This is a genomic window from Flavobacteriales bacterium (assembly GCA_013214975.1).
Classification (GTDB): domain Bacteria; phylum Bacteroidota; class Bacteroidia; order DT-38; family DT-38; genus DT-38.
In genome coordinates, this window is the sequence record JABSPR010000054.1 from 1 (window position 1) to 6,711 (window position 6,711).

Below are 6,711 nucleotides of genomic sequence, written 5' to 3' on the forward strand. Positions count from 1 at the left end.
AATACAAAATGGCAAGTACTAATTTGCATTTATACCCAGGAGAACAAATTAAAAAGGCAGGTAATTACATTCTAAGAAACGACAGTAATAAGATCGGCATCTCGTTTAATTACGACCGAATAGAATCTGAAACAGCATCTTATAGTAATGATGAGCTAGAGGACATTGCTAAATCGTTGGACGTTAAAAACTTCAATATAGACAAAGAATTAAGTAGCCTCTTTACTGGTGGTATGGCAGATTTGAGTAATAGCAGAACATTGTGGAAACTATGTAGTATTTTTGCTATCGCGTTTTTTGCAATAGAAACAATACTGTTAAGGTATTGGAAAACCGAAAAAGAGTGAACATGGAGATCTTAATTAAGTCGACCAAAATAGTAGATCTCAACTCCCCATTTCATAATAAAAAGATGGATATCCTTTTAAAGGATGGAGTAATTAAAAAGATCGAAAAAAGCATTAAGCCATCTGCGAAATGCATTGTTTACGATAAGAAAAACCAACACCTCTCCCCTGGCTGGTTCGATATGAAAGCCAATTTTAGAGATCCGGGGTTTGAGCACAAAGAAGATTTAGAATCGGGTAATAGATGTGCTGCCAAAGGCGGATTTACTGCTGTGGCTTGCATGCCATCCACCAATCCACCCATCCATACAAAATCGCAAGTAGAATACATCAAGAACAAAACAGCTTCGATGATTGTTCAGGTATATCCTGTAGGAGCTCTTTCGGATGAGTTAAAAGGAAAAGACATATCGGAAATGTACGACATGCATAAATCTGGTGCAATCGCTTTTTCGGACGACAAACTACCCATCAAAGAATCAGGTTTAATGATAAGGTCTCTGCAATACGTGCAAGGTTTTGGTGGACTTATAATTTCTTATCCAGACGATACAAGTATATCCAATGGAGGAAAAATGAACGAGAGCATGGCTAGCACTAGTCTTGGACTTAAAGGAATTCCATCCATTGCAGAAGAAGTGATGATAGAAAGAGATTTAGCTCTGATTGAATATACGCAAGGACGAATGCACTTCTCTACCATCTCTACAGCAAAATCGGTTGCGTTAATTAAAGCAGCAAAAAAGAAAGGATTAAAAGTTACTGCAGAGGTTTCAATCAACAACTTAACTTTCGATGACTCAAGCATAGAATCTTTCGATAGTAACTACAAAGTTGTTCCTCCTCTTAGAGGGAAAAAGGATATTACAGCATTACTTAAGGGAATTAAAGAAGGAACAATCGACACGATCTGTTCGGATCATTGTCCGGAAGACGTAGAAGAAAAAGATAAAGACTTTCAAGATGCCGCACCTGGAATGATTGGATTAGAAACGAGTTATCCGCTAATCAATAAAGCTCTTAGCGACAAAACAGATCTAGCGGAAATCGTCAGGATTATGGCTACGAACCCAAGAGAAGTACTGGGAATTGAAGTTCCTACCATCGATATCAATCAAAAGGCTGAGCTTACCTTATTCGATCCAAAGTTAAAATGGACATATGCAAAAGACGGTATTGTTTCTAAGTCAAAAAATCATCCTCTCGTAAATTCTGAGATGATTGGTAAACCAATTGCTATTTTTAACCGTAACAAACACACAGACTGTAACTAAATCTGCGTATTTGATTAAAAGTATTATTACCCTTTTATTTTTCACCTTAAGCTATTCCGTATTTGCATCGAACGATTGCAATTGCAAGGAATCGGAGAATCTATTCAAAGAAGTGAAGCGATCTAAAGCTGTATTTATTGGTAAAGTAGAAAGCATAAGGCTCTTTAACTCATCTAATAAAACAGACAACAAATACACAATAGTTAAGGTAAGACGCATTAATCATTACAAAGGGGAAATTTCCAAAACGATAGAAGTCCGTTTTACTGAAAACTGTGCATTCGAAATGGAGAAAGGCGAGTCTTACCTAATCTTTGGGAAAATGAAAAAGGGAATAGTAATTACCGATAGGTGTACTCGTACTAAACGCGTTATTGACACGCCAGACGACATAGAAATTCTTAAGAAAATTTACGGCGAATAGATATTATTCCGACATTTAAGCTTTGAATAATCAACGAAATACCACAACCGGATAATGAACTCGGACTTACCGTCGATCAATAAATCTGATTGGAAAACAGCCTTAGAGTCAATTTCTATTAAGTACCATAAAGTAGGTGCTTGGTGTGCATTTGCATTCAATCTAATATTTAGTATCAGCGATTATTTTATTATGCCTGAGCATTGGTTACAGTTCTTTATTATTAGATCTGTTCTTTCTCTAACCATTTTGGCAAGCATCTTTGGTCATAAGTTCTCCATTATTAAACACGAAGTAATGATTGCCACTGCGGTACTCCTTATATCAGTTGAGAACGCATACTTATATAGCGTAATGGATGTTGAGATGTTTCAGCAACACACTTTCGCTTATATTGCTTTGTTTATTGGCTGTGGCATGCTCGTTTTATGGGAGAAGGTTTACTCAATCGTAATTGTTATAGCAAACATAACAAGCGGCTTAGTATTATTTCCAATATTCTCACCACTCACTTTTGATGAGATTATGGCTAATGGTGGATTACTCACTTTGTCTGTCTCAATTTTTACCATCTTTCTTATTAGTACGCGATACAACCTTACGGTAAGAGAAATAAAAGCAAGACTAGCCCTATCCGAATCTAATGAGCAGTTAGCCATTCAGAAAGACTTGGTAGAAGAAAGAAGTCAAGATATAACTGCTAGTATCACCTACGCTAAACGAATACAGGATGCCATCCTTCCTCCTATTAAACTTATAAAAGATCACTTGCCGAATGCATTTGTTTTGTTTAAGCCGAAAGACATTGTTAGTGGAGACTTTTATTGGTTAGGGGCAAGGGGTGATAAAATTTTATTTGCCGCCGTTGACTGTACAGGTCATGGTGTTCCTGGCGCTATGGTAAGCGTAATTGGACATAACAGCTTAAACAGAGCAGTTCGTGAATTCGGATTAACAGAGCCAGCTAAGATTCTTGATAAGCTAAATGAACTGGTAAAAGAGACGTTCGAAAAATCGGAGGATGAGGTTCGAGACGGAATGGATATTGCCATTTGCAGTTTGGATAAAAAATCTGGCAGCTTAGAATTCTCAGGAGCTAACAATCCTTTATTTCTGTTGCGAGATGGAGAAGTAATTGAAACAAAAGGCGACAAGCAGCCAATTGGTAATTATGTAAAAACTAAGTCGTATTCAAATCATAAAATAGAAACAAAATCTGGCGACATGCTTTACATCTTTTCAGATGGCTATGTAGATCAATTTGGTGGCCCGAAGGGAAAGAAATTTAAAGTTAAGCGGATGAAAGAGCTCATGATCGATATCCATAGAAAGAAAATGGAAGATCAAAAAAGGCTGCTCAACAAAGCCTTTGAATTATGGCGTGGAGATCAAGAACAAATCGATGATGTTTGTATTTTCGGCATTAAACTGTAAAAAAAGCAAACACACAAATCACTGATTACCAGAAAAAAAATAATTTTTAACCGTTTATAATCGACTATAAACGTTTAATACTTGTTTAGGTAATGTATCATTTTCTATTCTCGTGGTTCACCATTAAATGAACTCATGAGAAAGCTTACCAAATTTATAACCTTAAGACATTTAATAGTCGATAGCAGAATGCACATTGGCTTTGAATTCAAAACCGATCCGTTGCTTCAAAAACTTATTGGCACATTAACTAATGTTGGATGGTCTGAGGAATTCAACATGTCTTATGTAATTAACAATCCAAAGAATGTAGAAGAGATCTTTAGTACCTTCAGAGGAATTGCTTGGATTAACACAAAATACTTTTTCAAAAACCGTCCGGCAAACAACCTCGATGCACAAGAAGATCTTTCTAGCTTAAAGCATAGAGATATTAAATATGAGAGAGCTTGTCCGCTTGACTACATTGCAAATTAGAATCGCTTCGTTATGCAAAGAGTACAGCAACTACCTAACTATTGCAGACTCCTTCAGTCGATTTGTGTTCTCTTCTAAAGGTTTATACTCGAAAAACTATATGTCTGTCAAAAAAGAATTTACTCGTGTATTTAAAAAGTATGGAATGCCACATCAAATCCATACCGATAATGGATCTCCTTTTGGCTCTACTAGAGCGCTTAAAATATTTACACAACTTTCATATTGGTTTATTGACCTTGGCATAATGCCAGTATTCTCTGATCCAGCTCATCCTGAGCAAAACGGAAGACATGAAAGAATGCACAAATACCTTAAAGCTGAATGTGCTATGCCTCCTGCTTTCAACCTTACAGGACAACAAAGATCAATGAATCACTTTGTAAAGTAGCACAACACTGTTAGGCCGCATGAAGCCTTAGAAATGAAGACTCCTGAAAAAGCACACATATACTCTAGAAGAAAGTTTCCAAACATAATGCAAGACTATCAGTATGGTCATGAGATTAAACTAAAATATGTAACTAAAAATGGAGCTCTCAGATGGAAGTCTTTCTATTGGGTATATCTTAGTAGGGCTCTTGTAGGTAAACATGTTGGAATACATGAATTAGGAAATGGTATTTGGAAAGTATTCTATAGAGAGATATTTTTAGGATATATAAATGATAATTTTTATTTAAATATAAAGGTAACGGTATCAGGTTAACAGACAATATAGTGTAAACTATGTGCCTTGCACAACTGTCAACTATCTCCCTTTACGTACATTACCAGACTCTAACAAAACATACCCGTTCGGGTACCCTAAATGTAATTTTATATCTTTTCATACCCGAATGGGTACACTTTTAATAAAATGCGTATATTTGTACCCGAAAGGGTATAATATCTATGAAATTAAGTCAATTCGTAAAAAGAAAAAGAAAGTCTCAAAATCTCACCCAAGAAGATTTGTCGTTCAAAGCTGGTGTGGGTTTACGGTTTATTAGAGAACTAGAACGAGGTAAAAAGACATTGCAAATGGATAAGGTTAACCAAATCTTATCCCTATTTGGACATGAACTTGGCCCCCTACCAATAAGCAGAGATGAAGAAAGCTAAAGTGTACAGGCATAAAAATTGGGCTGGAACATTAATCGAGGATGAAGAAGGTTACCAATTCCAGTATGAGCAGTCGTATTTGAACAAAAATGATGCTGAGCAAATAAGCTTAACTCTACCTCTTAGCGGCAACGCTTATCACAGCAAAATACTGTTTCCATTTTTCGACGGTCTAATTCCCGAAGGATGGCTTCTTGATATTGTTCAAAAAAACTGGAAATATAATCCCAGAGACAGAATGAGTATTCTACTTGTTACATGTTACGATTGCATCGGGGCAGTCTCAATTGAACCAATACAATAAAATCATGCAGAATATTTGTCTTTACTGCTACAAAACAATTGAGCAAAGCGAAAATAATGTTGAAGTTCCGATAAGCGATTATCACGAAAAATGCAGTACCATATTTTTCGGAAAAAAAACTCCTCCTGTTCTCAACTTCACACAAGATGAAATAATAAAATTAGCTGAACAAGTAATTAAAAGCCATACAACCGTAACAGGCGTTCAACCAAAACTGGCACTAGGCATCGATAAAAAAGCTGGCAATACAGAAAGACTAACTATTGTGGGATTATGGGGTGAATACATATTAAAACCCCAAACAGAATTGTATGCACAATTACCCGAGAATGAAGATCTAACAATGCACCTAGCTGAAATTAGCAGAATAAAAACTGTTAAACACTGTCTAATTAAATTAAAGTCCGGCGAGCTTGCTTACATCACAAAGAGAATTGATCGCAGTAAAAAAGAAAAAAATCATATGGAGGATATGTGTCAGCTAACCGAAAGGCTAACTGAACATAAGTACAATGGATCTCACGAACAAATTGTTAAAGCAATAAAAAAATATTCTGCGAACCCAGGACTAGATGTCACAAACTTTTTCGAACTAGTTATGTTTTGTTTTTTAACTGGAAATAATGATATGCACCTAAAAAACTTTTCTCTTTTGAAGTTGAAGGATGAATATGCCCTCTGTCCTGCTTATGATTTGGTTTCCTCCGAATTAATTTTCGATCAAGACGATGAGGATCTAGCCTTAAATTTAAATGGAAAGAAAAAGAAAATAAATAGAATTGATTTTGAAATTGCAATGAAAGGATCAAACATAGATCAAAAAGTAATAAATAATGTTTTTAATAAATTCCAGGAATTATTACCGAAATGGTTTCTGTTTATTGATAAAAGTTTCTTGCCTGGCAAACTAAAAGAGGAATACAAAAACCTAATTTCAAGAAAAGCAATTCAAATAGAAATAATAACTAGCCCCAGTCGAGTAGGTAAAGGGGAATCTCACCCCTAAACCTCTCGCAGAACCGTACGTGAACCTCTCGACTCATACGGCTCTTATTATGCGGCCAAATTCTTAGATTAATTGATAACCTAAAGCCCAATGATAAAACATATTGGGATAATCAATAGTAATTCGTCTAAGCCACTTTATGGCTAAAACTCGGCTTCGTTTGAAGCGTTTATACGTATTTAGTATCCATTTTATCGATCGATGGTGCAGGTGGACTTCCTACCATTTTTCGGACAGATTTAAACAACCATTAAGCCACATGTTTTAGTTGATTAAATTTTTCAAATTCATTTATTGTTAATCCTCCTAAATGGGAGTGTCTTCTATTTTTGTTGTACCAA

10 protein-coding genes are annotated in these 6,711 nt (G+C 35.7%); all 10 read left to right on the top strand.

All coding sequences use genetic code 11. From position 1 onward, the window contains the following. The first annotated feature begins 8 nt into the window (after positions 1-8). The 10 genes from HRT72_02955 (at position 9) to HRT72_03000 (ending at position 6,370) form a co-directional block, all read left to right on the top strand. Entirely contained in the window at positions 9-347 is a 339-nt protein-coding gene (locus HRT72_02955; protein NQY66669.1) for a hypothetical protein, read from the top strand. A 2-nt stretch (positions 348-349) separates the two neighbouring features. After that, positions 350-1,621 (top strand): dihydroorotase, encoded by a 1,272-nt coding sequence (locus HRT72_02960; GenBank protein NQY66670.1) that lies wholly within the window; start codon positions 350-352, stop codon positions 1,619-1,621. 10 nt (positions 1,622-1,631) lie between these two features. Continuing rightward, positions 1,632-2,045, top strand: a complete 414-nt coding sequence (locus HRT72_02965) for a hypothetical protein (GenBank protein ID NQY66671.1) — start codon at positions 1,632-1,634, stop codon at positions 2,043-2,045. Between the two features lie 54 nt (positions 2,046-2,099). Continuing rightward, a complete protein-coding gene (locus HRT72_02970) occupies positions 2,100-3,479 on the top strand; it encodes a SpoIIE family protein phosphatase (protein NQY66672.1) in 1,380 nt (459 codons plus the stop codon). A 135-nt stretch (positions 3,480-3,614) separates the two neighbouring features. Next, entirely contained in the window at positions 3,615-3,956 is a 342-nt protein-coding gene (locus tag HRT72_02975) for a hypothetical protein (GenBank protein ID NQY66673.1), read from the top strand. Next, positions 3,919-4,347, top strand: a complete 429-nt coding sequence (locus tag HRT72_02980) for a transposase family protein (protein ID NQY66674.1) — start codon at positions 3,919-3,921, stop codon at positions 4,345-4,347. Before HRT72_02975 ends, HRT72_02980 begins: the two co-directional genes overlap by 38 nt. Positions 4,348-4,380: 33 nt before the next feature. Then, the gene (locus tag HRT72_02985; protein NQY66675.1) at positions 4,381-4,665 is read left to right on the top strand and encodes a hypothetical protein; all 285 of its coding nucleotides are present in this window, start codon (positions 4,381-4,383) and stop codon (positions 4,663-4,665) included. A 185-nt stretch (positions 4,666-4,850) separates the two neighbouring features. Next, complete coding sequence (locus HRT72_02990; protein NQY66676.1) at positions 4,851-5,060, top strand: helix-turn-helix transcriptional regulator; 210 nt, start codon at positions 4,851-4,853, stop codon at positions 5,058-5,060. Beyond that, a complete protein-coding gene (locus HRT72_02995; protein ID NQY66677.1) occupies positions 5,047-5,364 on the top strand; it encodes a HipA N-terminal domain-containing protein in 318 nt (105 codons plus the stop codon). The genes HRT72_02990 and HRT72_02995 overlap by 14 nt, the downstream gene beginning before the upstream one ends. A gap of 4 nt (positions 5,365-5,368) precedes the next feature. Then, positions 5,369-6,370: a HipA domain-containing protein gene (locus tag HRT72_03000; GenBank protein ID NQY66678.1), complete on the top strand. Its 1,002-nt coding sequence runs from the start codon at positions 5,369-5,371 to the stop codon at positions 6,368-6,370. The last annotated feature ends 341 nt before the right edge of the window (positions 6,371-6,711 follow it).